Origin of the sequence: Chitinophaga pinensis, assembly GCF_007896845.1 — a bacterium.
Lineage (GTDB): Bacteria > Bacteroidota > Bacteroidia > Chitinophagales > Chitinophagaceae > Chitinophaga > Chitinophaga pinensis_C.
The window spans coordinates 1-22177 of sequence record NZ_VOHS01000067.1 but is presented as its reverse complement, the minus strand read 5'-3'; the positions used below and the strand labels follow the sequence as shown (position 1 = coordinate 22177).

The window sequence follows — 22177 nt, the reverse complement described above, 5'->3', positions numbered from 1 at the left end:
AAAGGGAAAAGGCCGTTAGAACAGTGTTGACCCGTCAACAGGAGAATATATCAAAGCTATTAATCAGGCCATAACGCCTCAATTCGAAGAAGCGATAAGCTATTGGTATGGGGGAACTGTTAAGTTAAACTTTTCAGTTTAAAATACGAGCCCCGCTCATTTGAGCGGGGCCGTATTTTAGTACCGTGTATCCGGACCCGACAGCAAAACTATCTATGCTGGCGGGGGAAGTTATACGTGAAGTCTGTTTTTTTGTCTCAGGGGCAGCCGTACAGGGCGGTACGTATTGACTTCCAAGGAAGATCGCGCATATACCCTCGTCAACTGCAGATTGCATATTGGGAGTTCCTACCAACAGATCAGGATATCCATCTCCATTTACATCGCCCACCTGCAACTGAAGTTCCCATCAGACTGTTAGCCTTGTTGCTATGCTGGCGTCCGGCGGACCAGAAATTTAGTCCCGGAGGATATCCGAAAAAAATCTTCCGCCGTCTGACCATTACTATAGTAAGGTGCACCAACAACAATGTCTACAAATCCATCTCCATTGATGTCTCCCGCAGTAGTAGTGGCAGTTCCCAGTTGAATACCAGCCTGATTACGTTCCAGTACGGTTCTGGCATGTCTTTCTGTCAACGGATCTATTATCGTTTGAATAGAGACCGGATAAGCAATCGTCCGGCATCTACAGTGATCTCCACCTGATTTTGCTGTACATCAAAATGCGCGGGCAACTTTTTACCTGTTGCATCTTCTACTTCAAGATCGCCGTAATTAAATACCTGATCTTTGCTTTTGAATATCAGACTATTGGCGCTACCATACATGGTATGCCAGCTGTTCTCCGCTTGCAATTGTACCGTCAGTTTACCGTCGGCTTCACCGGGCTCCCGGATGATAAAATGTTGCCGGATAGCTTGTCCATCATTGGTGTATTCCACCTTAAATGATGGCCATGATCGAATTGTACTGCGTTTTTTGTCTGCTTATAAGCGCTTCGGACCCGGGTTTATGTCCGTTTACTGCTTTTATCGCCAGACTAAACATCCATTGCTGTGTCGCGTCCTGCGGTGTAATACGCATTGCGTCAGCGGTATAGTAGGCGTTAAGGCCAGCTTCAGGTCCCGGGCTGTTGTCTGCATCTGGGACGGTATTAGCTCTCACGCCAACGCCAATAAGCAAAAAGGGCTGAAAAGTAGTGCTTTTTCATGGTGCGGGTTATATGGTTATAAAATAGGATTGATTATTATAGGGATTTTGAGCTAACGTTTCGGTTCCTAAAATAGATAAAATATTTTAATAATTCATCATGCGTCTTGTAAGAAATAAGGTATGTTATGGTCGGCGAGGAGGGGGATTTATTTTTTATCATAGCCGATAGATCGCTGTCCGGAAAGTCATATTACCGGACAGCGATCATTGCGAATCGTATGGGGTTATAAGGCATAAATACTAAAGCAGCCGTAGTCTGTACGCACGCCTAATTGGCGGCTGTTGATGAATTGATTTCCGCGGATTTACACAATGCTGTATCTGAAAACTATAAGAAACTGTTTGTTGATAAAGTCAAACACGAATGCCGTTGTACGCTGTTGACATACAAGTAACGATGATCTTCATTAAAGCAAAAGTTCCTCACATCCTTTGTATATGCGGGTATGGTCAGGCCGTCGTAAATTACTTCCTGTCCGGTAGTTATGGTAAAGAAGTGTAAATGCTTGTATCTCTCATGGACGACAAGTTCGCTGCCATCGTGAGTCCATGCAAGATATTCTGCCATTGCAAACGGTAATTCTATCGTGTTGAGTTGCTTTCCGGTATGGTGTCAATCAAATCCACATTATGCTCCCGGTTATGCATGGCGAGCAATTTACCATCGGGTGATAGACTGGCACAGCAAGCAATCGAACCATAATAATCTTTATTTCGAAAGCTGTTTCAATTCGCGCATGGTTATCAGATCTTTGAATGTAATAATGAGGATGCGTAGCATAAGCTCTGATACCTGTAGCGACAGAAGTGAAACTCGCAGGTTGATTAAGATGATCAGTTAGCTGCGTAAGGCTCCTGCACTTAAATCATATTCATAAATGTAATGATCCAGATCCAGCAATAGTTGATTGGCCGATGCATCATAATGAACTTCCCAGGGCAGTACCTTTGGTAGAGCCACTGCTCAATAACTGCGCCCTTATTATCAATACGTAGCAACTCTTCCTGTACACCAATTTCGTTGCCGCCGGAACGATACATATAGATGCCCTGAGGCGTAGCTTCGAACGAAAGACAGCCTGTGTAAGCGCCTCCTATAAAAAGATGAAGTAGCGGCTCTCCGGCAGCTGCATGATCAGCTTGCAATACTGCGCCCTTTTTCAGCAATTCCCACTCTTTTTTGAAAAACAACTGGCGTGCTGCTGTGGCATCTGCAGCTGTCTTGCTGGTTGTTTTCATCTTACCGCCTGTGTTTGTGCTGTCGTAAAAATAGCCTCATCACAGCTTAGTGTGCTTTGCTTTCCTGTCTGTAGATCTGATAGCGTATGTTGCATCTGACACCGATTAATTTTATGTTGAATTTAAATGAATAATGTTAATTCCGAAAGCGGATTGCTTAGTTCAATAGCAACTTTAGTTCCAGACCTGGGAGCTGATTAATAACTGAGGAATACTTCAGGATTATTTATCAGGAACGCCAATCACTTGAATCAAGGGGAGAATTCATAATTCAAACTACAATTATTAATTTGCAATAATGAAAAGGTTTATTGTTTGTAATAATTGTGGTGGTAGAATATCCAATTTGCTGGAAGACCAGATAGAACTGGATTTTTCGGGAAGGAGCGAAGAAATGCTTCTCCGTACAGGCCAATACGGAATTGATAATAGCGGCGACTACTATATCTCTATATCAGACAAACATAATCTATCGTATCATCACGATCTTACCAGAATGCAAGGATGTTGTGGCGCTTCAGTTAATGGATTGCCTAATCTGGTATGTATCTGCAAATCAGCAATAGGAAGAGAAGTCACGGACTGTTGTACCGCACATTATGTAGTCTTATATAAAAAGGGAATAACTTTAAAAGAAGATACTACCGGCTTGCTGGCTGAGATATTGAACTTATCAGTTGACGATGAAACTAAGTCCCAATACGAGATTTTATTCCATTTCGGGGAGATAGCGTCAGTGCTGGTTGAGCTCAGAAAATAAATAGCCGTCTGTTTAAATTTATTTTGATCGGCTTTTTAAGTGAAAAAGTAGTTATATTCGTCAGGACATTTTAGCCCAAATCCAAAGAAAGTTATCTTATGAAAATTTGTTTCCCGTTGCCTTAGCATTGTGCCTGTTTTCCTTTTCAAGTTTGCACCTGTCAACAAAATCCGCGCGTAGCTGGTAAGGCGTCACGCAATTTTGCATTCGCTTTTCCGATCACTGGTACCACTACTGGTACGCCCGGTGCCGGACAGCCAGTGGGTACCATCAACTATTCGATTAGCGGAAGCGGTACAACTCCTTTTGCCATTACCTTTACAACATCAGGTGGTACTTCATTAGGGACTTACCCTTTCAGCCTGAGTTCGCCTAATAATTATCTGGCCGGAGGTAATAGTCTTAGAATCCAGACTACAATATCAGGAGTCTACTTCCATATCAGCAATGCATGTAGTGAAGGCTATTGTATTGAATTCATTGGTGGACTTTAGGTAATAAGAGCTGTCACTATTTCAAGTGCGTGGTGTCTACTTGGGACGGCGCTAAAGAATAGTGACAGCTTAAGACTTTTAGATCAATAATTGTCGTTAGGAAATTATACGCCACTTTTAGTTATGCTTAAACAATCAGGTTTTCATAAGATAACAAAACACCTGCTGATATGTGTCTCAGGCGTTTTATTTGCAGGCTCCTCTTTAGCCCAGAGTACACCCGAAAAAGGCTTAAAAGACTACTATGGATCCATGTTTCCCATTGGCGTAGCTGTTTCCTCACGTGCTCTGGAAGGAAATGAAGGACAGTTCATCATTTCACAATTCAATAGTGTCACCCCGGAAAATGATATGAAGATGGGCGTTATCCATCCACGTGAGCATGACTATGACTTTAAAAGGGCAGATGCTATCGTTGACTTTGCGGTCAGGAACAGGATGCGGGTAAGAGGCCATACGCTTTGCTGGCATAGTCAGGTGGCCGGATGGATGTTCACAGATAATAAGGGTGATACAGTATCTAAAGCAGTCTTATTGCAGCGTCTAAAGGAGCATATTACAACGGTCGTAACAAGGTACAAGGGAAAGATATACGCCTGGGATGTGGTCAATGAAGTGATCAGTGACAAACCCGGCGAGTTTTATCGCAATTCAGCATGGCTAAGGATCTGTGGCCCTGAGTTTATTGAAAAAGCATTTGAATGGGCACATGCGGCAGACCCGGAGGCAGTACTTTTTTATAACGATTACAACGAGATAGACCCCGATAAGCGGACGAAGATCATCCGGATGGTAAGGGAGTTGCGGAATAAGGGTGTACCGGTTCAGGGCGTCGGATTACAGGGACACTGGGCTATTAACGAACCTTCCGGAGAACAGCTGGAGAAGACATTTGCCGATTTTGCTGTGTTAAAGATTCCGTTGCAGATCACGGAACTCGATATTTCTGTTTATCCAAAAGAGCATGAAGCCCGCGCAAGGCGTGCGAATGACTATGATACCAGTTTTACAAAGGAGAAGGAAATCGCGCAGGCAGCACAGTACCGGGTATGCTTTGAAATATTCCGTAAGTACAAAGCATTACTGACCGGTGTGACTTTCTGGAATATATCAGACAGGCATAGCTGGCTGGATGATTTCCCTGTAAGGGGCAGAAAGGATTATCCTTTGTTGTTTGACAGAAACTTTCAGCCTAAAAAAGCCTTTCAGGACGTTGTGGCTTTTTAGAGGCAGTCGCCACGTATTCCCGTCACGATCATGTTTGCAAAGCCCTGTCTTGCATTTGCAGACACCGGTACATATATTTCCCCAATAAGTTTTGATAATAGAGTGCAGACAGATTGCAGCACATAATAGTAATTTAGAGATAAGTTAACCTGCAGGTACCATTAATAACCCCATTGAAAATGAAAACCCCAAAGAGATGCTGCAATATACCCGTCTGGAAAAGGCATTCGAACTGCCATTAAAGGAAAATGATAAACTGCTGACAGCATCCGGAGTGAAATTCACAGACGATCATATCTGGTTGAGGTCCGGTGAATTTAGGCCTACACATGGCTGGCTGATTTATTTGTCGGTGAGAACAGCAAGTCTGCAAGCACTGCTCAATGACATACTTCCAATATTAAAGGACGCTAATACATCTTTCAGGATCATCAGGAACGAGCATGAAGCCTACAGGCTGAATGCCGGCTTGTATGGACCACATCTGATCGGAAAGGGAATCCAGTTTCATGCCCGGACAGAAGGTGAGGGGCGGCATTTGATAGATAGATTGCTACCCCTCACAGAGACGTATGCGGGATGTATTATTCAGGATTGTATACGGATCTCAAATATCATTTATGCACAGGAGGTCAGTAACAGGAAACCGGAACCAACAAAAGACTCCTTCCCATTTACAGTGGAGAAAAAATACCGGAAGCCTGCGTCCAGAAAATTCGTCGGTCTTTTTTATCTGCCGGTGGAAGAGCTGAGCTATAGTCCCAAAGGCACTATCTATAAAGGGTTTAATTTTAAACGCCCCTTTAAATGGTGCCTGATCAAACAGGGCAACAGCCATACAGGTGATGATCATTTTGGCAGGGATATACGGGATAAGTTACGCTGGCAGAAGAAGGTGATCAAAGCCCTGGAACCATATGTAAGGACGCCAAAATTTATAGATCTCGTCGAATATGAGGCATTTTCTTTTCTCGTCATTGAATACGTAGACGGGATGCATGCAGGTCGATGGTTGGAACAGATCAGGCAGGGGAAAAACTGGAAGGACCTTGGTACTGATATAAAAAAGATCATACTGGAAGTCTACCTATCTATATTATCACTTGTAAAGGATATGCATGATGCCGGTTACGTACATCGTGATATCAATGAAAGGAATTTCATCGTTGACGGCAGACGCAGAACATATATCATTGACTTTGAAATGGCCTGCTGCCTGCACGACGGACTTCCGGATCCTCCTTTTACATTAGGCACGATCGGGTATATGTCGCCGGAGCAGATGAGCTATATGAAACCCCATTTCGGCGACGATGTGTATTCGCTCGGCGCCCTGCTTGCCTATTTCCTGACAGGAGCGTTACCTGAGCGGATCTTTTTCGGCGAGATGTATACAGTCAGAGGAAAACTACAGGAATATGAAGTGGAGTCCCGTCTGTCAGATCTGATCATAAAAATGACCGATAGCAACCATTTAGACAGAGTCACGATGAACATAGCTATAACCCAAATGGAAGACCTGATCACCTTTTATTCATAAAAATCAATCCTATGAACTGGAAAAAAGCCATTCCTTTTGTTACGTCCCTGATGTTAGTGCTGTTGTTTACTTATACGGCATTAGACAAGCTCGCTAACCTGAGCATCTTTGAGTACGGCCTTAAAGCACAGGTGTTTCACAGTGCGATGATCCCCGCATTGAAATGGGGGATACCGCTGGCAGAACTGCTCATAGTAATACTGTTGCTGGTGCCTTCCCTGAACAGGGCTGGTATTGTGGCCGGTACGTTGCTGATGCTGGGTTTTACTGTTTATATTTTATTGGTCTTGTCAACAGTGTTCAGTAAAGTGCCCTGTGCCTGTGCCGGCGTTTTCAGAACAATTACCTGGCATCAACAGCTGGTACTCAACCTGATCGTACTTATCCCCGGAATGTTAAGCACGGCTTTCATCTGGCGTGGCATGCGCGCGCGAACAGTGTAACGGCTTTATCATATTTATTCATTCTAAAAATCAAATTTATGAAAATCAAACTGTCTAATGTAGTACTGGTGGTCGCTTCGCTGTTAGGTATAGCTGCTGTCACCGCTAAAGAAAGAAGAGAAGATTTCTATTATGAAAAGGATGATAGCGGTGAATGGTTCATCCGTGCACATGGTGGTGCTCCCTATGATCCTACCTGCTGTATTTCAGGAGGAAATTCAGCCTGTTTTTACATTATCCCGATCGAGTTTAGCTGGGCGCGTGTGGACGAAATAGATCCGGCGTATGTTACACCAGTTGGCACTAATCAGACCGATTCCTGCCGTTAATTTGTGCGTGTACCCCAGTGGCGAAGGACCTATCTGTGATCATCACAGATAGGTCCTTTTCATTTATAGCAATCATTGTTACTTAGCGAGTCAACCCTTCATAAATCCCACCATTGGTATTCAACCCGGCTTACCAGCGCCTTTTACCCTCGTTTTTTTGAATTTAGCATCGCCAAATACTTTATATTAGGGGCATAATACCACCTATGATAAAAGTTTGGTTCTTTCTTGCTGCACTACTGCTGTTTGTGATAATCGATATTTCAGCCCAATCTCACGTTGCTACGGCGGGTTCCTTTTGCAGATATGCCAAAAACAGCCTTAGGAATAAAAATATATACGCCGAAGGTCATACGCAATGTCCTGCGTGTGACGCGGAGGATGCAAAAGAAGCTATTGCCCGAAAAGCGGAAGACAAGCGTCGGGCGGACGTTAGAGCTGCGGAACAGGCCGCAAAGATCCTGATGGAGAAACAGGCGCAGGAAACAGCACTTAAAAACAAAAGAGCTGCGGATAAAGGCGTTACGGAACTCGCGGTAACAATGTCCGCCAATAAACCAAACACGGGAACTCCAACTAAGAAAGCAGCCGTTGTAGTTAACGGAATGATTGCAGATCGCTTATATGACGAAGCCGAAACGGACAATCACCTGGTATCTTATATGATTTTGACATTAACCAGAGTGAGCGTAATAACCGGGTTTATAAATTGTACAGGGACATTAATTACTTTGTGCTTAATAACAAGAAGATTCTGGACAATGATGAGTTCAAAGCCTGCATCGGAGCAAGAAGACCCAATCTGGATCCGGACAACAAGGACAAATTCCCACCAGGTATCGGCATCGTTATCTTAAACGAAACAGCCGGCGGGCATGTAATTTCCGACCTGGTAGATGGCACCGGAAAGCGATTGCTGAATGATGACAATATATCTACGATCGTTCACTTTTCCGGGGACTATTTTATATTGCTGGAAGGGAAGTATTTTGGCCGTGGTGCCGCCCCACATTCTTCTTATGACTTTCCTGACGGAGCAATATATAATTACAAAACCAAACAGCGGTACGAACTGCCGGCGTTTCAACCGGCCAATCACAAGCATGTTCAGGTAGGCTGGGTGGTGAATGGTACTTACATGGATAAAAAGAAGCTCCGCGACAAATCTACTTATGATGCCTTTTTTGAAGTGATTACCGGCTATGATGTCAGTATGATATACTACATTACCAAAGAGGGCAAACTGGAAGCCGACAAAATTAGTAAGTAAACTCAAAAAGTGACGCCTTGAAACATCTTTTCTTTCCGATAATACTGTTTATCAATATCTTTTCCATACAGGCGCAAAAACTAGCTTACGAGCGTGTGGATCACTATTCAAAAGTATTAAGCAGCTACCAGATGGATGGCAATAATATATCTTATACTATCCGCGGTTCAAAATATGAATTCAGCTATCCTGAAACCAGTTTCAAGATAGCTTTTTATAACCAGCTGGCTACCCATGCTGTATACGCCAGATACGGAGGCAAGGAAGTGCTTTTCCTCACGGATAGCATCAACATGGCGAAAGTAAAAGGAGTTACCCGGCACGAAATGAGCGATGAAGTAATTATTGTCAGGATACATTTAAAAACAGGTGCGCCGTCAATTATCCGCGATATCGAAGACGGAAAAGTAGTATCAAGTATAAAAAAGAACACGTCGATATTTACTTTAAAAACGGCTCCACGCTGGGAGGGTTTGTCAGCACCCTTTATCGGCTATGTTTTGAAATGCAGGTAGCGCAAGGGATGATTACGCAGGCAGAAGTGGACGCACAAAACCACGACTGGGGTATGACGCCGGAAAAGTTCATCAGGAAATATCCGGATTCCATTTTTAACATGGAGGCCGAACAGATTATAGAGAAAAGGGCAAAGGCGCAAGGAGAGTAGGAAACAACACAAAATCCACTGATTTCCGGGCGTATTTTTAGTCAGTTCATTAGTATCTTTATATTTAAGAATGCATATAACCATGAAACTAATTGCTGCTACATTAGCCCTGCTATTACCTTTAGCCACCTTTGCCCAGGATCAGAATCAGGAAGAAAGCTGGAAACCCGCAAGCGCGGAAAGCAACGCCTATCGTGAATATAGGCTAAAAATGACCACTCCTCCCTATGGCCTTGCCAAGGTGAAAGGGCTGATCAAAAAGAATACAGCATATATGGAAGACGTTACCATAATGAGTTCTAAAGACTATATGTCCCTCACGCTCCGCGAGAAATTTACTTACCACATGATTAATCCGGAATCATATAGCCAGAACTGTGATGTTGAACCACCCATTCAGGATGAGCATAAAAAAGTCTTCGGCCACCTGCCGGACAACTACGCAGAACTAAACTGGAGTGAACGTCAGCGAGACTTTCTGCAGGCCAACCGGGATTCTGTGATGGAGATCATCAAAGAATCTGCGAACCGTAGTAAACGTATAGGGCTCAACTACAAAATGGCGTTAGTAGAGATCAAGGCCGTTGAGATGGTCCCTTTCCTCGTGGAGTTCTTTAAACGTGATCACAAAGATCTGGACATCCTGACAGTACTGATGGAGTTCATGGCAGAAACAAAATATGAACCTTTTGTCAAATCAGTATCTTATACCAAGCTGTATAGCAAGAACAGTACTTATAACGCCTACCTTTTATTCAATCAGGCCAATGAAGACCTGATCATACAACGGGCCATGGGCATGTACAATGCTGCTAATTAATGATATTCTCACTACTGATAAGTTTATTCCTGCCTGATACGTCCTTCGTGCAGGTACCCACCGGAAACTACTGGGTCGGTGCTAAAGGGCATGCCCTTAATCCTGCCAGAGAGGTCCATGTGGATGCCTATGCTATCGGCGCTACAGAAGTCACTAATCAGCAGTTTGCAGAATTTGTAGCCGCTACGCATTATGTCACCGATGCGGAGCGGCTACACAATGCGATGGTCTTCGAACCTGGATTGAAGGAATTCCGCTGGCTGGAGGACAGTACTGCCTGTTGGCGGTATCCTAACGGCGTGAGCCGCGGTGGTGTTGACGACAAAATGCAACATCCTGTTACCACCATTAGCTACAATGATGCTCAAGCCTACTGCGAATGGGCACAGGTAAGGCTTCCTTCCTTCGAAGAATGGGAGATCGCTTCCCGCGCAGGCGCCAGAACCACCTATTTTTGGGGAGAAGACAGCCGAAAGATCGGTCGTTACGCCAATATCTGGCATGCACATGACCATCTGGAACCAGACGGCTCCGACGGATATATGTATACTGCTCCCGTCGCCAGCTTCCAACCTAATCGCTGGGGGCTATACGACATGTATGGAAATGTATTCGAGTTTTGTGAAGGGCACCTCAAAGAGGAGAAAACGGTACATGCAAGGGGCGGCTCATGGTGGTGTAGTCAGCACTCCTGTCACTATTTTAACTCCGTAGATATTGGAAGGGTGCATAGAAGAGCATCCTTTAGTAATCAGGGCTTCAGGGTGGTCAAAAAGTGAACATCCCAGCTACTTGCGTAACCGGGATGCTCATAAAATGTTCTTCTCTGTTACACTAATCCCCTGCATACGCCTCCATTGTTAAATATACTTTTGGTTACAACTGTTCGGGGCCCTGCAAACATGTAAATAACCTGTTTAATTGATAAAGGTGATGATCGCCTGATTGTTCTGAGCTGCCCTGGCGAATATAATAATACCGTTACATTTCCTACCCCGATACTTCGCCTGGGAGAGAGGTAATCAAACAATCACTTTTTTTAACCACCTATAAATGTTTAAGAAGTCGTATAGAGGACGCGTTCATTTTATCCATTTTGAAGTAGGATCGATAAAAATCAATGCATCAATATATCTTTCTGCCTTTTTCATACCAGCTTTAGTATTATACTGATGTTTTTTCTGAAATAGTTTCGGGGTCAGAAAGCTTCCTTTTTGTTTTGATATGTGCAAAATTTGCTGATGTCGTAAAGTACTCCAGTGCCAACACTAACAATATGGAACTGAGAAAGGTTACCTTTTGCATAACGGGCAAAGGCTCCCGGAACGTTGAGCCATACAAAAACATAGTGATGTAGTAAAGAAGCATGCAAACCACACAAGCAAATTTAAGCCAGTGTAGTTTCGTTTGCATAATAAATACCGTAATATAAAATAGACTTACCAAAAGCAGTGTGCTCGCTATTACAACCATTATATCATGCAGTGGGGTAGCTATTAAGCAGTTGAATAGCATATTCCCGGCGCCCAGATATTTAATAACATTGGCCGCCCTTTGTTCGGTATTTTTTTAGAGAAACGGACAAAGAATATCGCAAAGCTGGCCGAAAGCATAACCATACCTGCGTCTGCCCACACTCTGGCAGTATTGCCTGCTCCGTTTATGGCTTTATCAGCAAACAGGTCGCTGATGAAGTTTTGTGTCCATTGAAAACCGACTGAGTTTTTATTAGCTACGGAACCTCCCGGATAGACAACGGTGGCAATCAGTATCAGTAATATCGAAATTATTGTTCCTGCGAGTACAGCATGTTTTCTCAACATCAGATTTGAATTTAGGTGCGTTTTCCCGGGAAGAAACCTAAGTTATTACTTTTATGCCGATTGTGAGAGACTTATTAATATTATGAAACGTGCTTTAAAATGACAAATCCGCTATGGTAGCGGATTTGTCATTTTAAAGCACGTTCGAATCCTGTCATTCCGACTTTACACATCTAAAATTAAGATCGTCCGGTAGGCCCGACGAAAAAATGTCCCTTCAGATCGTTGGATTTGAGGGCGCATTTACGCCAATCAATCCTGCTTCTCTCATTCGTTGCCAGAACATATCCGGTATTTCAACATGACTTAATGCTGTGTTCTTTTTGTACGTTGAGGTGAGGTGCTGTTAAGAGCTATACTACTAACCCCGGGTATGCTCATAGCAAAACGGATGCATGCAGCCGCAGGATCTATCTCGAATTCCCGGCAAATCTTATACAACTGGTCACGCCACATGTATAATTGTTGATGCGCAGGATGTTCCCTGGAAACTGGTTTGTAATCAAAGTAGTCGCTGCCAGTTAGAAAGCCACCATGAAAGACGGCTGAGTTGATGACATGCACGCCTTTGGCCGCAAGTTCCGCAACGAATGTCAGTAGTGCTGGTGGTTGTTGATAGATTGTCAGACTATTGGCAAACATCACCCAATCAAGATCAACGTCATTGCTGATCCGTTGAATAGTTCTCCAATCTTTTGAACCAATTCCAACTGATGTAACATAACTGTCTTTCTTGAGCTGATGTAAACTTTGGTAGGCAGCAAGTATGTCCTGATAGCGTTCTTCTCTTTCATCGTCATTAACAGCAGTAAATAGATATTCATCCGGGTCGTGAACGGAGACCATAGTGGCCGCATGGCCATTAGTAACTCATTGCCCTGATGAAAACATTCAATGATTCCCGTGCGACTTATTCTTTGTTTGGCATCATGTTTATATTGTGCCATACACCCGGTTCAAAGGTGGGCTCCTCACTGATTAACGCTGTTCTTACCCACCCAAGCTTGTTACTTATCATAACCCTGTCGGGATACGCCTAACTCTTTCAGGCATTGTCCAAGTGTTTCCAGTGCAAGCCCCGCTCCGTATTTACCGGCACTATCAAAAACAGCAGGAGTTGCGGAAGCTTCAATATGGGCTCTGACGATCTCTTTTTTCTGCTCAAAAGGGATCTCCTTGTATAGATTCCCGAGGCTGCTCGTCCCCGCAATTACGGGCGGTAGTTGAATCATATGAGGTTACCGATTTATAATTAATAGAAACCTTTTAAATAGCATTCTCAATTTTCAGAACGGCTGCTATATCGGAAGGCTTATTGTCCGGTAAGCTGACCCGTAACCTTCTGCCGTATGATGCCATTGAAGATCTTCACTATAACCCAGTAAAGTTATTCTTGTAATATTCTTGTTTTTAATTGTTTTGATTAATACTTCATTTCCAGGTACACCCATCGTAGTAGCATATAACGTTCTCCCTTTCGTGTGAACCGGATATCTTCTGCGCTGAATGGCTTTCCTTTACCTTCATTGAAGCCCTGTGCTGTTAGTGCCGCAGTTTCCTGCATTGCAGACCTTCACCATAGACACTATATGGACGTGTGCCATATATTGCTTCACTATTTATTTTCATCCAGGCGGTGATGCCCCTGATAATTTCTCTTTCATCGCTGTCAATGGATCCGTTGCCTTTAACAGGGATGCTCAACAGCAAATTACCGTTCTTGCTTACTACGTCTATCAGGGTATGGATGACTGTTTTAGCACTTTTATAATGGTGACGTTCCAGTACACGTTTGTCATAATGCCAGTTGCCTATGCACGTATCTGTTTGCCAGTAATAAGGAGTATTTCATTACTCTGGCCTCTTTCGATGTCCCACACCATGCATTTACGTTGTTGCTCATTAAGGATTTTACCATTGATAACAGCCTGTACGACGCCGTGTTTGTCAATACTTCTGTTATAAAAATGAGCGGCGATTTTTAACCCGACATCGCTTGCAGGCCAAAGCGGAAGTGCAGTATCATCAAAATACAGGAGATCAGTTGATATTTGTCGATTAGTTCAATAGTCCTTTTAAAAAACTTATCACAGTATTGTTTAGACGGGGAGTACACCATTTCCCCAGTCCCATTGACGATGTATCATCCCATTGTCCTGGCTGTTTGCGCTCAGTGGATGATTTTGGGCATATAATTCCTGCGGATCAAGTTTTTCCCACCACGTACCCTTCCCATCAGCTTTACTAAGCTTTCCATCGTATGGTATATTTGATAACGCTCCCTTGAGATCATGACGTTGAGCAACTTCCATCCAACTCCATGCGTGAGCGGCGTGAACACTCAGGCCAAGATGGAGACCCGCCGCTTTCGCTGCTTTTGCCCATCCTGCCACAATATCTTTTTTGGGTCCTTGTCTGACGCTATTCCATGACTGGAAGGAACTATCATATAGGTCGAAATTATCATGGTGATTGGCAAGTGCTACAAAATATTTTGCACCGGCATCCTTATATAATCTTACGAGTTCTTCCGGGTCCCATTGTTCTGCTTTCCATTCATGGATGACGTCTTTAAATCCGAAACGGGAAGGATGGCCATATTTTTTCAAATGGTATTCATACTGATCACTGCCTTCCTGGTACATTCCTCTGGCATACCAGTCTCCATACTCAGGTTGGCATTGCGGGCCCCAATGTGCCCATATACCAAACTTCGCATCTTTATACCACTCTGGCGTCTTATATTGCTCAAGAGAGCTCCAGTCAGGCTGAAAAGGTCCTTTTTTCACCGTAGGTTCGTAGGCAGCAAGACTGCTAAGTGGATTGTTCATCACAAAGGCGGCAGGTAGCAAGCTCATTACGTTTTTTAAAAGAGATCTTCTGTCCATTAAGTTATTTTATTGTCAAACAATTTAATCCTGATCGTTTTGCAAATGGTATACTGTATCTGAAACAATTCCTTTCAAAGTTCCTTCTGGCAAGGGATTGAGAATGTGTAATCAGGCGATATTCATACAATAAGAAGCATTGCCTAAAATGGAGGTTTTGTCGAACAAACAGTCCGGTTTTATTAATGTTGATTTTCGCACGTGGAAATATGAATTTCATCTGTTGATACATATAAGTGTTCACAATGATGTTAGCAAAGCTAAAAAGCGACGATAAGAATAAATTGCATAGATTCGACTTTGTATTATATAAATCCGACTTTTTGACGCTATGAGCCGAAGGATAATCAGCCAGGTATTTACATTATTACATGTCGATTATGTGACGCTGGGTAAAACATGGAATTATAGAAACGTGTTAAGCCCCTACTATCGCATGTATTATATTGATAAAGGCATAGGAAGGGTGTCTGATATGCGGTCTGCTGTGCAGCTGGAGCCGGGGTTTCTGTATTTAATTCCCAGTTTTACACTGTGTAATCTTGAATGCGAAACAATTCTGGGGCAATATTTTATTCATTTTTTTGAAGATACGGTAGATGGGATGTCATTATTCCAAAATAGACGTACACTATTGCAGATAGCAGCCTCGTCTCTTGATATTGCAGCATTCAAGCGCTTATTGGAAATAAATCCATTTCGGAAGATTAATCGTTCGGACAATCCCCTGGTCTATGAGAAAAACATCTACTACCGGAATATGAAGATCTTAACTGTAAACAGGATTATGCCCTGTTTATGGAAACTCAGGGGATTCTTCTGCAATTAATATCTAAATTTTTACTTCCGGGGCAAACAGCTCATCCTGATACGGCAAGTATCCCCTCAAAAGTGGTGGATTTACTCGGATACATTCAGGTAAACCTTCAGGAGAAACTGACCGTAAACGGGCTTTCTCAAATGGTGAATCTGCATCCGGACCACCTATCGAGGTTATTCCTGAGATTAACGGCCACCGCCCTCTGGCATATATTAATATGAAAAGAATTGAGAGAGCACAATTTCTAATGGTGACTACAAGTCACTCTCTTTCAAGCATAGCAGAAGGGGTGGGGTTTGATACGTTACCGCACTTTATTAAGATCTTTAAAAAAGTGACAAGCGTTACACCCGGGAAATACAGAGAACAACATCACGCAACAGATATATTGGAATGAAGATAAACGGCATCGAATTTTCCAGACGAAATAATGAGATGACTCGTATTTATCGCAAACAGGACTGGAAACCAACGAAAAAATGCCCCTTAGATCGTTGGATTTGAAGGGGCATTTTTTCAATTATTTAAAGATGTTCAATTCCTCATTATAAACAGGACTTTGTATGCCTAAAAAATTTAAAACACTGTGAAATACATAATCTTGTGACAATGAATTTTCAGTTTTCAGTTGTTTTAAACTGTTATCAGATGTCCAAACTATAAAAGGAATGTCATATTGTTGTTTCGGCGCAAGGCTTAAAGGCAAACCATGCATGTATAGATTTTTTTCTCCTAAAGATTCACCATGATCGGAAACAAAAATCATTGCACTTTTATATTCCTTTAATTGTTTTAAATCTTCAATTACATTGTATAAAATATAATCGGTATAACCAATCGTATTGTCATAAGCATTGACCAGTTCTGTATTAGAACATTTTGCTAATTCAACGCTATTACAGACTGGCTTAAAAGTTTCGAACTGAGGCGGATATTTTTTGCTATACTCAGGTCCGTGGCTTGTACTTGTATGCAATATTATCAATATCTTGTTTTTTGTACTTGCTGCTATTTGCTCTTTCAGGTTATTCAAAAGAACTTCATCGTAATCGCATCTGTCGCCTTTACAATCTTTCATCAGCGCCTCTTTGTTCAGATAATTTTTTATATGAACAGGTGGTTCTCCCCAGTTTGTGGTTCTCCAAACGACCTCAACGCCATTCCTATATAAATAATTGGGCAAAATCTCATACAACTCCCCGGTATTTTTAGCTTCTAAAATGCACTTTACACCTGCAGTTGTGTAGGTAGCACAAGAGGTAGCATTAAAATGAAATACACCAGGGGTTTTTGAAAGCAATGGATTTGTATTTTTACTGTACCCGTATAAAGAAAAATTTTCACTTCTGGCGGATTCTCCTATTACCAGAACAACAATCGATTTTTGGTCATCTTTTATGGTAGCATCTGGCAATAATATTTCTTTTTCATTTTCCTGTTGTTTATGTACAAAAAACAAAGAAAGATTTACTGTGTAACTCCACGGCATGGCAAGCCCGCCCAGCACTTTTGAATTTTTATCAACCCACAACCAATTTGGGGAATTCGCAAATGCAACAGTTAACATAAATAATAAACTGGCTAAAGTGATGACTAAAAATCGCTTGAATGTTACATGGGCTATTTGGGCTTTTATGATAATAACGGCGGGAATAACACCGAGCAGCACTATATAGAGTAGTAATTTTATGGAAAAAAACCAGACGCCTCAGCATAATTGGTATTTAGCACGTTACCCATCATTTCTGCATTTATTATAACACCGTAAGTGTTAATAAAGTAAACTGCAATTGCGCTGACGACAAAGAGTAATGCCAGGATAATTTTTCCTACAAACCGGAATAGAAAGAGTATCAAAAAAAAGGCGAAAGCATTTGCCACCAGCATTAGTAGAATAAAACAAATGATAATAGTAATGCCGTTAAAACTTCTATAGTCAAGACTATTAAAAATAAATTTAAAAAAGGAAAATGGAAGAATAAGAAGTTAAGACAACTTATTAATAAAGAAAAGTGAACGATTTTTATTTTATCTTTTAATAAACGCATAAACCTTTTTATAGACTGGAATAATCAATGAAATTAATACAAAATATAATATTATAAAATTTTCGTCTGATAAAGATTCCTGCCAGTCTCTGGACATCAGATAGTTGGGGGATACTAGAAACATGTATAAAATGGTAAAGCCGCTCTCAGAGCGGCTTTACCATTTTATGTGCCCGGTAGCGGAATGTTCCCGAACCAATTGGTATTGATTGTTAACACCGTATTCCGCCGTATCGTCAAATCAGGCTGTTTTATATTTTCTTTCTTTTATCATACCATACCTGCTTCTTCCAGCACTGTACTATACACTTTCAATCCTGCCACCCAGGTTTCCACCACCTCGATATTTCGCATATTCATAAAGGGGTTCTTCATCGTCAGTGGATCCTGCGCCAGTACGACAAAGTCCGCAAAGTTACCAGCCTTCAGCGATCCTGTCCACTGTTCTGCATAACATTGCCATGCCGCGTCGTAGGTAATAGCCCTCAGTGCCTGTTCGTGCGTGATACATTCTGCTCCATTCAATACGCCTGCTTCATCGTCCGCCTCCATTTTCCTTGTGATGGACTGCTCCATCATTCTCAATGGTCCCAGCGGACTTACCGAATTATCACTATGCAGGGTGATCCGCATACCTTGCTGCAGAGCACTGGCACAGAGATCCAGCATGTTTGATTTTTCCCCAAAGATCGCCTCCTGGAATGCATATCCCCAGTAGCCCACGTGCCCGATCAGGAAACTTGGAGAGACTCCCAGATTTTTCATGTCTATCAGGTTTTGCTGTGTTGCCAGGGAGCAATGTTCTATTCTGTGTCGCACCCCTGAAGAAGGATCAGGAATAAATTCCTTAAATGAGTCTATCGCAAATTGAACGGCGCGATCGCCATTCGCATGGATCATCACCGGCCATTGTTTAACCGTTACAATCTCCTGCATCAGCTGCCGGAAATCCTTCGGAGGAACCAACGGCCTATCATCGTACTTGTCCGCGAAATTGTACACACCATAGTTGTGAGCAGGATTACATAAATATGGGTCGGCCTGATACCCTGTCAATCCCTGGTTAGAACCATCAGTGATTACTTTCACATGACTCTTGTAGATGTCTTTGTATACGGTTGGCGGAACAGGGAAATCCTTTATTTTGTTCAGATCATCCATCGAATTACATACTTCGGCTGCGCCGATACGAACAGTTCCCTTGAATACCGCCAGATATGCTTCCAGTATTTCCTGCTGCCCCTTATTCATGCCCGCATCATGCATGAAGGTGACACCTCTGGAATTAGCAGTGTCAAAGATCTGTTTTAAATAGATGAATGATTTCAGGAAAAAGTCTGCTTTCTGTAACGGCGGAATGGCTTTCAATGCAGGCGTCATCCCAGCGCTTTCCTGTAACTGTCCCTTTGTTTTCTCTTTGTAGTCATTGAAAGAAGAGTAGGTGTTAAGCAGGTCAATGTTGTCCGGAAAATTCCAGATCAGCCACAGTGCATTTGTATTTACATACAAGGTGTGCATAGATGCTGCGATAATGCACACCGGCGCATCTGTGGTAATACTGTCCAGCAGGTCGATGTCTATCGTTAACAGCTCTGTATTATTTTTTAATAAAGGCATCAGCGCCGGATCAAGACCTGAACCCAGGAACCATAGCGTAGGATCCAGACTAGCTAGTTTTTAGCCTCATTGGCAATAGTTTTGCCCAGGGTGTCAATGTTGTAATCAGGTTTTAGTATCTGGCCTTCAAATGCATCCAGGTTTGTCCAGCCCATTAACATAGCTGTAGGAACAAGATGAATGTGTGGTTCAATCAGACCGGGCAGTAAGGTTTGGCCCTCTTCCAGTACCCTGCTGGTATACCCGGGATAGGAATCATTCATAAATGCAGCAACTTCCTCTTTGGTGCCTGTCTTTACTACAACGCCTTCTGCGAAACCAATAGCACCTACAGATTCAACGGCTCCATCGATCATAGGACGGATAATGCCACCGGTGACCATAAATGGTTGAGTCTGTTCTTCTTTTTTAAATGTCTTTTGTTTTGGGAGCTTTGCGAAATTTTCAGGAGTGAAGAGCTCATCTTTCAATATTTTCAAAATAGGGTTGCTACACGCACAGTGCGTGCATCCGTGGTGATGATGGTGTTCCATATGATTTGAGGATTTGGTTATTCTACGTCAAAAGCACATGGGATATAACACGGGATTAGATTTTTTGTTCGCCAGACATTTATTGCCCTTTGTTAAATTGTAGCTAATAAACAAGAAATCCGGAGATATATCTCCGGATTTCGCAAGGTGCGCGGTAGTGCTAAGTTTTCTAACCAAATGGTGTTGATTCAGTAAGCTCATTGCACAGCCTTTTGCCAATTAACAGTATATCTTCTGCAAAAAATCTTTTAAACTGATCGGACTCCTGCCTAGTAGTTGTCTTACATCGCTCCTGTTTGTATCGAATTCTCCGTTAGCAATCGCTACACAGAATCTTGCAATGTACGCCGCATCATCTTCCGAGGCACCGGTCTGTATGAGCTGTTCAATATATGAACTCACATCAGGTTGGTGATAAGGTATTGTTTTTCCGGTAATGTCTAATAGGAGTTCAGCAATCTGCGCGAAGGAGAAAGCGGTTTCTGCAGCGATTATATTCTTTTTCTCATGACCGGGAGTAGTCAGTACAACAGCTGTCGCTTCAGCCATTTCCGTTATTGGCAAAAAGGGCGTTTTGCCGTCTCCGGCAGGAATGGAAATACCATTGTTTAATATATCCTTCCCAACGAGGAAGGGAATCATGTCAGCATACATCGTGTTATCCATTAAAGTATAAGGAATGCCGATTTGTTTAGATAATCAGCTGTGTGTGCATGATATCGAACCTCTTCACCCATTATACTTTGTTGTAAATTTTTCATATCAAAGCTTGTATAGATAATATGGCCAACACCTGTTTCCCTGGCTGCATTGATCACATTTTTGTGCTGCTCAAACCTTTTGAGTATATCTGATGAAGAAGATATAAGCAACAGCTTGTCCACGCCCTGGAATGCGCTTTTTAAAGATTCAAAATCCTCATAGTCGCCAATTTTTATTTAAAGTCCTTTTGATTTTAATTCTGCCGACTTTGTTTCATCTCTTACCAATGCAGTAATGTCTTTGGGGCAATACCTCTGGCTAATAACGAATTAATGGTGGCTTTACCTAAATTCCCTGTTGCACCGGTTACTAAATCATATTTTTGTTTTATTTTGTTACGTAAAGAAACAAATGTTTATTTTGAAAAATTGCCCTTGCTGTGCTAACAAGACAAAAGTGGTAACCTAAAAGTGACTAATGGAAAATGAACTAGACTATACTGACTGTCCTGTACAGCAACGATAGCCCTGTTGGAGGACGGTGGAAAGTGATAATCTTAAAGTGCTTTCCAAAAATACCAGACGTTTTGGCGAAATTCAGGTTAGGGTACCATCTATTTCAAAAAAGGTGTTAACCGAACAATTGAGAGAGCTTGAAGCCGATGGCTTAATCAGCAGGAAACAGTATAAAGAGCTTCCTCCCCGGGTAGAGTATGCGCTCACTGATTTTGGAAAAAGCCTTTGCCCTTTATTAAAAGATATAGCAGCATGGAAAAGAAAAAGCATCGGGCAATCTAATCAAGGTTAGATGAAGTTTTCCGATTTTAAAACTACTATTTCATGAAACATATATTTGGCATCTTGTTCCTTTGTATTATTTGTACTGGCAATATATATGCGCAGAAGCCCAAAAATGGCACTTATGTTTACCATGTTGCTTTTTCAGAACAGCACGGAAATCACTTGGAGCCACCGTGCTTGTAAAGATTAAAGAAGATTCTATTATGTTATTCATAATGGAGGTAATCTTTCGGGAAAAGTAGGAGAGATGATTGATTGCGGAGTCATTATGCGGCATCGTAAAACAGGAAAATGGATAATCGGGCATAATGCTGTCGACAAAGACTCCCGCGATGTAGGTGGCTGTTCAGACGGTCCCAATGATAGATTTTCAACATAAAAATTCTGGTTATGTTGACACCAGCATCGAACTTTAGGGCGCTGGGCGTTTCAAGAAAACAATCTAATTGCCCTCCCCAATATTGCACAATTGAAAAATAGAAGTCTTAATAAACATCGCAAACCCAATGAGAGCCGAACACAAGGAAGTCATAATACATTTCTTAGAAGACCCTTAATGTATGTTTATCGATTAGATAAAGAGCAAATAGTTGCATTCATTGCAGGTTTTGAAATCGGATCAGAAGGAAAATTCAACCTTAGTGAACAGGTGTCTACTTGGCTAAAAAATAAACATAAGATAACCAAGAGTAATCCAGGATGGCCCGGGCAAATCCAAGTGTATGCTGATCGCAAGAGCATTAGCTGGTTTGATGCCTTTAGTGAAGTTGTTTCGGCCATTTTGGACTGCAAAGTGCAATGACTGGAGCTTATATTGTCTTAAGTGGTAATATCTGAAATAGTGAATCGAACCTGCTTTAAGTTTAAAATCAATTAGTTAGCGAGATAGATTAACATCGGATTAACCTACCGAAGTCAACATAAAGCCATTTTTGAAAATAG

At 42.2% G+C, this 22177-nt stretch carries 28 protein-coding genes and 1 pseudogene; 13 read left to right on the top strand and 16 right to left on the bottom strand.

The window, feature by feature from the left end; genetic code table 11:
• Nucleotides 1–133: 133 nt before the first annotated feature.
• The 5 genes from FEF09_RS35130 to FEF09_RS28320 form a co-directional block, all read right to left on the bottom strand.
• On the bottom strand, nucleotides 134–397 hold the full coding sequence (locus tag FEF09_RS35130; protein ID WP_146308206.1) for an FG-GAP repeat protein: 264 nt from the start codon (nucleotides 395–397) through the stop codon (nucleotides 134–136).
• A 32-nt stretch (nucleotides 398–429) separates the two neighbouring features.
• Nucleotides 430–639, bottom strand: coding sequence for an integrin alpha (locus FEF09_RS28335; RefSeq protein WP_186774581.1), 210 nt, complete (start codon nucleotides 637–639; stop codon nucleotides 430–432).
• Nucleotides 640–647: 8 nt separating this feature from the next.
• Nucleotides 648–944 carry a hypothetical protein gene (locus FEF09_RS28330; RefSeq protein WP_146308204.1) on the bottom strand — a complete coding sequence of 99 codons (297 nt, stop codon included), beginning with the start codon at nucleotides 942–944 and terminating at the stop codon, nucleotides 648–650.
• Nucleotide 945: 1 nt separating this feature from the next.
• Nucleotides 946–1167, bottom strand: a complete 222-nt coding sequence (locus tag FEF09_RS28325) for a hypothetical protein (protein ID WP_146308203.1) — start codon at nucleotides 1165–1167, stop codon at nucleotides 946–948.
• Between the two features lie 909 nt (nucleotides 1168–2076).
• Nucleotides 2077–2454: a hypothetical protein gene (locus tag FEF09_RS28320; RefSeq protein WP_186774580.1), complete on the bottom strand. Its 378-nt coding sequence runs from the start codon at nucleotides 2452–2454 to the stop codon at nucleotides 2077–2079.
• A 298-nt stretch (nucleotides 2455–2752) separates the two neighbouring features.
• On the opposite strand from FEF09_RS28320, the gene FEF09_RS28310 reads away from it, so the two are divergent.
• The 10 genes from FEF09_RS28310 (at nucleotide 2753) to FEF09_RS28270 (ending at nucleotide 10783) form a co-directional block, all read left to right on the top strand.
• Nucleotides 2753–3214: a hypothetical protein gene (locus FEF09_RS28310; protein ID WP_146308200.1), complete on the top strand. Its 462-nt coding sequence runs from the start codon at nucleotides 2753–2755 to the stop codon at nucleotides 3212–3214.
• A 617-nt stretch (nucleotides 3215–3831) separates the two neighbouring features.
• Complete coding sequence (locus FEF09_RS28305) at nucleotides 3832–4935, top strand: endo-1,4-beta-xylanase (RefSeq protein ID WP_261387864.1); 1104 nt, start codon at nucleotides 3832–3834, stop codon at nucleotides 4933–4935.
• Nucleotides 4936–5131: 196 nt separating this feature from the next.
• On the top strand, nucleotides 5132–6475 hold the full coding sequence (locus FEF09_RS28300; RefSeq protein ID WP_146308199.1) for a serine/threonine protein kinase: 1344 nt from the start codon (nucleotides 5132–5134) through the stop codon (nucleotides 6473–6475).
• A gap of 11 nt (nucleotides 6476–6486) precedes the next feature.
• Nucleotides 6487–6918 (top strand): MauE/DoxX family redox-associated membrane protein, encoded by a 432-nt coding sequence (locus tag FEF09_RS28295; RefSeq protein WP_146308198.1) that lies wholly within the window; start codon nucleotides 6487–6489, stop codon nucleotides 6916–6918.
• Between the two features lie 38 nt (nucleotides 6919–6956).
• Nucleotides 6957–7247, top strand: a complete 291-nt coding sequence (locus FEF09_RS28290) for a hypothetical protein (RefSeq protein WP_146308197.1) — start codon at nucleotides 6957–6959, stop codon at nucleotides 7245–7247.
• Nucleotides 7248–7980: 733 nt separating this feature from the next.
• On the top strand, nucleotides 7981–8517 hold the full coding sequence (locus FEF09_RS31115; protein WP_186774579.1) for a hypothetical protein: 537 nt from the start codon (nucleotides 7981–7983) through the stop codon (nucleotides 8515–8517).
• A gap of 17 nt (nucleotides 8518–8534) precedes the next feature.
• On the top strand, nucleotides 8535–9032 hold the full coding sequence (locus FEF09_RS28280; RefSeq protein ID WP_146308195.1) for a hypothetical protein: 498 nt from the start codon (nucleotides 8535–8537) through the stop codon (nucleotides 9030–9032).
• A complete protein-coding gene (locus tag FEF09_RS31110) occupies nucleotides 9023–9184 on the top strand; it encodes a hypothetical protein (RefSeq protein WP_186774578.1) in 162 nt (53 codons plus the stop codon). Before FEF09_RS28280 ends, FEF09_RS31110 begins: the two co-directional genes overlap by 10 nt.
• Before the next feature lie 82 nt (nucleotides 9185–9266).
• A complete protein-coding gene (locus FEF09_RS28275) occupies nucleotides 9267–10004 on the top strand; it encodes a hypothetical protein (protein ID WP_146308194.1) in 738 nt (245 codons plus the stop codon).
• Nucleotides 10004–10783 (top strand): formylglycine-generating enzyme family protein, encoded by a 780-nt coding sequence (locus tag FEF09_RS28270; RefSeq protein WP_146308193.1) that lies wholly within the window; start codon nucleotides 10004–10006, stop codon nucleotides 10781–10783. The genes FEF09_RS28275 and FEF09_RS28270 overlap by 1 nt, the downstream gene beginning before the upstream one ends.
• Before the next feature lie 717 nt (nucleotides 10784–11500).
• Here the strand turns inward: FEF09_RS28270 and FEF09_RS28265 are convergent.
• The 6 genes from FEF09_RS28265 to FEF09_RS33970 all read right to left on the bottom strand — a co-directional run bounded on the left by FEF09_RS28265 (nucleotide 11501) and on the right by FEF09_RS33970 (nucleotide 14715).
• The gene (locus FEF09_RS28265) at nucleotides 11501–11827 is read right to left on the bottom strand and encodes a hypothetical protein (RefSeq protein ID WP_146308192.1); all 327 of its coding nucleotides are present in this window, start codon (nucleotides 11825–11827) and stop codon (nucleotides 11501–11503) included.
• A gap of 306 nt (nucleotides 11828–12133) precedes the next feature.
• Nucleotides 12134–12673 carry an aldo/keto reductase gene (locus FEF09_RS33990; RefSeq protein ID WP_261387863.1) on the bottom strand — a complete coding sequence of 180 codons (540 nt, stop codon included), beginning with the start codon at nucleotides 12671–12673 and terminating at the stop codon, nucleotides 12134–12136.
• A gap of 161 nt (nucleotides 12674–12834) precedes the next feature.
• Nucleotides 12835–13059, bottom strand: coding sequence for an aldo/keto reductase (locus tag FEF09_RS33985; RefSeq protein ID WP_261387862.1), 225 nt, complete (start codon nucleotides 13057–13059; stop codon nucleotides 12835–12837).
• A gap of 191 nt (nucleotides 13060–13250) precedes the next feature.
• Nucleotides 13251–13391, bottom strand: coding sequence for a hypothetical protein (locus tag FEF09_RS33980; protein WP_261387861.1), 141 nt, complete (start codon nucleotides 13389–13391; stop codon nucleotides 13251–13253).
• The gene (locus tag FEF09_RS33975; protein ID WP_261387865.1) at nucleotides 13370–13612 is read right to left on the bottom strand and encodes an alpha-L-fucosidase; all 243 of its coding nucleotides are present in this window, start codon (nucleotides 13610–13612) and stop codon (nucleotides 13370–13372) included. The genes FEF09_RS33980 and FEF09_RS33975 overlap by 22 nt, the downstream gene beginning before the upstream one ends.
• A gap of 314 nt (nucleotides 13613–13926) precedes the next feature.
• On the bottom strand, nucleotides 13927–14715 hold the full coding sequence (locus FEF09_RS33970) for an alpha-L-fucosidase (protein ID WP_261387860.1): 789 nt from the start codon (nucleotides 14713–14715) through the stop codon (nucleotides 13927–13929).
• Nucleotides 14716–15752: 1037 nt separating this feature from the next.
• Between FEF09_RS33970 and FEF09_RS35125 the strand changes: the two genes are divergently transcribed.
• Nucleotides 15753–15932 (top strand): helix-turn-helix domain-containing protein, encoded by a 180-nt coding sequence (locus FEF09_RS35125; RefSeq protein ID WP_222597227.1) that lies wholly within the window; start codon nucleotides 15753–15755, stop codon nucleotides 15930–15932.
• Nucleotides 15933–16055: 123 nt separating this feature from the next.
• Here FEF09_RS35125 and eptA read toward each other — a convergent pair.
• From eptA to FEF09_RS35120, 5 genes and pseudogenes are all read right to left on the bottom strand, one after another.
• Nucleotides 16056–17422 (bottom strand): annotated as a pseudogene (gene eptA, locus FEF09_RS28245) (phosphoethanolamine--lipid A transferase EptA).
• Nucleotides 17423–17853: 431 nt separating this feature from the next.
• On the bottom strand, nucleotides 17854–19200 hold the full coding sequence (locus FEF09_RS28240; RefSeq protein WP_146308191.1) for an amidohydrolase: 1347 nt from the start codon (nucleotides 19198–19200) through the stop codon (nucleotides 17854–17856).
• A gap of 53 nt (nucleotides 19201–19253) precedes the next feature.
• A complete protein-coding gene (locus tag FEF09_RS28235) occupies nucleotides 19254–19679 on the bottom strand; it encodes a hypothetical protein (protein WP_146308190.1) in 426 nt (141 codons plus the stop codon).
• Between the two features lie 273 nt (nucleotides 19680–19952).
• Nucleotides 19953–20399 (bottom strand): hypothetical protein, encoded by a 447-nt coding sequence (locus tag FEF09_RS32235; protein ID WP_222597226.1) that lies wholly within the window; start codon nucleotides 20397–20399, stop codon nucleotides 19953–19955.
• Complete coding sequence (locus FEF09_RS35120) at nucleotides 20399–20617, bottom strand: hypothetical protein (RefSeq protein WP_409994895.1); 219 nt, start codon at nucleotides 20615–20617, stop codon at nucleotides 20399–20401. Before FEF09_RS35120 ends, FEF09_RS32235 begins: the two co-directional genes overlap by 1 nt.
• A 358-nt stretch (nucleotides 20618–20975) precedes the next feature.
• Between FEF09_RS35120 and FEF09_RS28225 the strand changes: the two genes are divergently transcribed.
• Both FEF09_RS28225 and FEF09_RS32225 read left to right on the top strand, forming a co-directional pair.
• Nucleotides 20976–21242 (top strand): winged helix-turn-helix transcriptional regulator, encoded by a 267-nt coding sequence (locus FEF09_RS28225; RefSeq protein ID WP_222597225.1) that lies wholly within the window; start codon nucleotides 20976–20978, stop codon nucleotides 21240–21242.
• A gap of 462 nt (nucleotides 21243–21704) precedes the next feature.
• Nucleotides 21705–22037, top strand: coding sequence for a hypothetical protein (locus tag FEF09_RS32225; RefSeq protein ID WP_222597224.1), 333 nt, complete (start codon nucleotides 21705–21707; stop codon nucleotides 22035–22037).
• Nucleotides 22038–22177: the final 140 nt, after the last annotated feature.

Coding starts and splice junctions, on each gene's coding strand:
- FEF09_RS28320 (WP_186774580.1), bottom strand. CDS start 2,454: ATGAAAACAACCAGCAAGACAGCTGCAGATGCCACAGCAGCACGCCAG.
- FEF09_RS28310 (WP_146308200.1), top strand. CDS start 2,753: ATGAAAAGGTTTATTGTTTGTAATAATTGTGGTGGTAGAATATCCAAT.
- FEF09_RS28305 (WP_261387864.1), top strand. CDS start 3,832: ATGCTTAAACAATCAGGTTTTCATAAGATAACAAAACACCTGCTGATA.
- FEF09_RS28300 (WP_146308199.1), top strand. CDS start 5,132: ATGCTGCAATATACCCGTCTGGAAAAGGCATTCGAACTGCCATTAAAG.
- FEF09_RS28295 (WP_146308198.1), top strand. CDS start 6,487: ATGAACTGGAAAAAAGCCATTCCTTTTGTTACGTCCCTGATGTTAGTG.
- FEF09_RS28290 (WP_146308197.1), top strand. CDS start 6,957: ATGAAAATCAAACTGTCTAATGTAGTACTGGTGGTCGCTTCGCTGTTA.
- FEF09_RS31110 (WP_186774578.1), top strand. CDS start 9,023: ATGCAGGTAGCGCAAGGGATGATTACGCAGGCAGAAGTGGACGCACAA.
- FEF09_RS28275 (WP_146308194.1), top strand. CDS start 9,267: ATGAAACTAATTGCTGCTACATTAGCCCTGCTATTACCTTTAGCCACC.
- FEF09_RS28270 (WP_146308193.1), top strand. CDS start 10,004: ATGATATTCTCACTACTGATAAGTTTATTCCTGCCTGATACGTCCTTC.
- FEF09_RS28265 (WP_146308192.1), bottom strand. CDS start 11,827: ATGTTGAGAAAACATGCTGTACTCGCAGGAACAATAATTTCGATATTA.
- FEF09_RS33990 (WP_261387863.1), bottom strand. CDS start 12,673: ATGGTCTCCGTTCACGACCCGGATGAATATCTATTTACTGCTGTTAAT.
- FEF09_RS33985 (WP_261387862.1), bottom strand. CDS start 13,059: ATGATTCAACTACCGCCCGTAATTGCGGGGACGAGCAGCCTCGGGAAT.
- FEF09_RS33980 (WP_261387861.1), bottom strand. CDS start 13,391: ATGCAGGAAACTGCGGCACTAACAGCACAGGGCTTCAATGAAGGTAAA.
- FEF09_RS33970 (WP_261387860.1), bottom strand. CDS start 14,715: ATGGACAGAAGATCTCTTTTAAAAAACGTAATGAGCTTGCTACCTGCC.
- FEF09_RS35125 (WP_222597227.1), top strand. CDS start 15,753: ATGAAAAGAATTGAGAGAGCACAATTTCTAATGGTGACTACAAGTCAC.
- FEF09_RS28240 (WP_146308191.1), bottom strand. CDS start 19,200: ATGCCTTTATTAAAAAATAATACAGAGCTGTTAACGATAGACATCGAC.
- FEF09_RS32235 (WP_222597226.1), bottom strand. CDS start 20,399: ATGGATAACACGATGTATGCTGACATGATTCCCTTCCTCGTTGGGAAG.